The organism is Mesorhizobium sp. M1A.F.Ca.IN.020.03.2.1 (assembly GCF_004023205.1).
In the GTDB taxonomy this organism is placed as follows: Bacteria; Pseudomonadota; Alphaproteobacteria; order Rhizobiales; family Rhizobiaceae; genus Mesorhizobium.
The window spans coordinates 1-2,619 of sequence record NZ_RZSV01000404.1 but is presented as its reverse complement, the minus strand read 5'-3'; the positions used below and the strand labels follow the sequence as shown (position 1 = coordinate 2,619).

General features: G+C 63.8%; 3 protein-coding genes. 1 reads left to right on the top strand and 2 read right to left on the bottom strand.

What is annotated here, in order from left to right; all coding sequences use genetic code 11:
* The coding region (locus tag EOA79_RS31320) for a LysR family transcriptional regulator (protein ID WP_128293649.1) at positions 1 to 125 on the bottom strand (125 nt) is incomplete at its 3' end.
* 107 nt (positions 126 to 232) lie between these two features.
* On the opposite strand from EOA79_RS31320, the gene EOA79_RS31315 reads away from it, so the two are divergent.
* The gene (locus EOA79_RS31315; protein ID WP_127335165.1) at positions 233 to 1,123 is read left to right on the top strand and encodes a fatty acid desaturase family protein; all 891 of its coding nucleotides are present in this window, start codon (positions 233 to 235) and stop codon (positions 1,121 to 1,123) included.
* Between the two features lie 13 nt (positions 1,124 to 1,136).
* On the opposite strand, the gene EOA79_RS31310 is transcribed toward EOA79_RS31315, so the two are convergent.
* Positions 1,137 to 2,619: EAL domain-containing protein (locus EOA79_RS31310; RefSeq protein ID WP_128293648.1), on the bottom strand; the 1,483-nt coding region annotated here is incomplete at its 5' end.

Sequence of the window (2,619 nt, the reverse complement as noted above, 5' to 3'; positions counted from 1 at the left end):
GTGCGGATGAGCTGGCTGACCGCCGCCGCCGAAATCGACAGCTCTTCCGCCGCTGCGGCAAAGCTGCCGCTGCGCGCCGCCGCCTCGAAGGCTTGAAGTCCGCGCAGGGAGGGAAGTGCGACCATGGCGACCCGAAAAGATAAGCTAAGCTTATCTATTTTGCAGAATTCCTCGTTTTTCGAAAGCTTTCTTTCTGCAGTACGGTAGCCTCATGAGCGCCATCGACCACACCATCGACCACCGCGACGTCATCGCCTCGCTGACCAATGAGGAGCGCAACCGGCTGACCGGCAAGTCCGATCTGCCGGGCATCATCCAATTCGCCGTCCATCTCGGCGCCATCGTCGCTCTCGGCGCGCTGATCGCGGCCAAGGTGCCGTACTGGCCGGTTCTGATGCTGCCGCAGGGCATCCTGATCGTGTTCCTGTTCACGCTGCTGCATGAGACCGTGCATAGGACGGCCTTCGAAACGCAGTGGCTGAACGATGCCGTCGCGCGGCTCTGCAGCCTGGCGATCGCGCTGCCGGCCGACTGGTTCCGCTATTTCCATTTCGCCCATCATCGCTTCACTCAGGACCCGCAGAACGATCCGGAGCTGGCTTTCCCGAAGCCCGAGACCTTGCGACAGTACATCGTCCATGTGTCTGGCCTGCCGGTGTGGTGGGGTCATTTCAAGACGCTCTACAGAAATGCCAGCGGCCGCTGCCGGGACAGCTATGTGCCGTCGAAAGGCTTGCCGAAAGTCCAGGCCGAAGCGCGGGCGATGATCGCCTTCTACCTCGTCGTGCTGACGCTTGCGATCTCGCTCAAGGCGACAGTGCTCCTCTACATATGGCTCGTACCGGCGCTGCTCGGGCAGCCCTTTCTCAGGCTTTATCTGTTGGCCGAGCATGGCCGCTGCCCCTTCGTCGCCAATATGCTGGAAAACACCAGGACGACGCTGACCAACTGGCTCGTGCGCAAGCTCGCCTGGAACATGCCCTACCATGCCGAGCACCACGCCTATCCGGGTGTGCCGTTCCATCAATTGCCGGCTTTTCATCGGCTGATCGCGCGGCATCTCAAAGTGGTAGAACCCGGCTATGTGAGCTTCCACGAGAAATATTTCGAGACGCTGCGCTGACCGGTGCCTGGCATCAACCGGATCGGCGAAGCTTTTCCTGCGAGCGCAGCAGGCGGCTCATCTCCGAGGCCCTGGCCGGCGCGCCGATCAGAAAACCTTGCGCCTCGCCGCAGCCGGCCTTGCGCAGCATGTCGAGCTGCGCTTCGGCCTCGACGCCTTCGGCGGTGACGGTGATGCCGAGCTCGGCGCCGAGCCCGATAACCGTGCGCACGATCGCCGCCGTGTCGCGCTTGTCGAGATCGTGGATGAAGGAGCGGTCGATCTTGATCTTGTCGACCGGGAAGCGCCGCAGATAACCGAGCGAAGAATAGCCGGTGCCGAAATCGTCGAGCGCGATGCGCACGCCGAGCCCGCGCAATTGCCCGAGCGTCCTCAGCACGCTGTCGCTCTCGTCCATCATCACCGTTTCGGTGATTTCGAGTTCCAGCCGGCTTGCTGGCAGGCCGGAAAAGGCGAGCGCCGCAATCACGCTGCGGGCGAAGCCGCCGCTCTTGATCTGGGCCGCCGAGACGTTGACCGCCATGCGCACGTCCTGCGGCCAGCCCGCCGCCACGCCGCAGGCCTTGCGCAGCGCCCAGTCGCCGAGTTGCACGATCAGCCCGGTTTCTTCGGCCGCGGCGATGAAGTCTTGCGGCGGCACCAGCCCGCGCGACGGCGAGCGCCAGCGCATCAGCGCTTCGGCGCCGACGATCTCGCCGGAGGCGATGTCGAGAATCGGCTGGAAATCCAGATCGAACTCGCGCCTCGGGAGTGCAGCCTCGAGGTCGGCCTCGAGCGCCAGGCGCTCCCGCACCATGGCATCCATGCCCGGCTCGAAGAAACGGTAGATGTTGCGCCCCTCGCTCTTGCCCCGGTAGAGCGCCATGTCGGCATTGGTGAGCAGCGTATCCGCATCCTGCCCGTCGCTGGGATAAAGCGCGATGCCGAGGCTCACCCCGACATGCATTTCGCGGCCCTTGTCGCGATAAGGCTTGCCGATCACCTCGATAATGCGCTTGGCCAGCTTTTCGGCGTCGACCGCGTTTCTGATATTGGATTGAATGATGGCGAATTCGTCGCCGCCGAAACGCGCCACCACGTCCTTGTCGCTGCGCAGGCAGCGCTGCAGGCGCTCGGCCACCCTTTTCAGCAGCCAGTCGCCGGCCGGATGCCCGAACGTATCGTTGACGGCCTTGAAGCGGTCGAGGTCGAGCGAGAAGATCGCCACCGGCGCGGCCTTGGCCTCGCTCATTGCCTGGTCCAGGCGCTCGCGGAACATCGAGCGGTTGGGCAGGTTGGTCAGCGTGTCGTGATGCGCAAGATGCGTCATGCGCTCTTCGGCGCGGCGACGCTCGGTAACATCGTCGAAGGTCACGACCCAGCCGCCGCCGCTCATCGGCTGCCGAACCACCAGAAAAGTCCTGCCGTCGGCAAGATAGCGGTAAGCCGACTGCATTTTCCCTGCTCGCAGGCAGGCTTCGGTCCTGGTGACTTCGCTGTCGACGTCGATCTTGGTG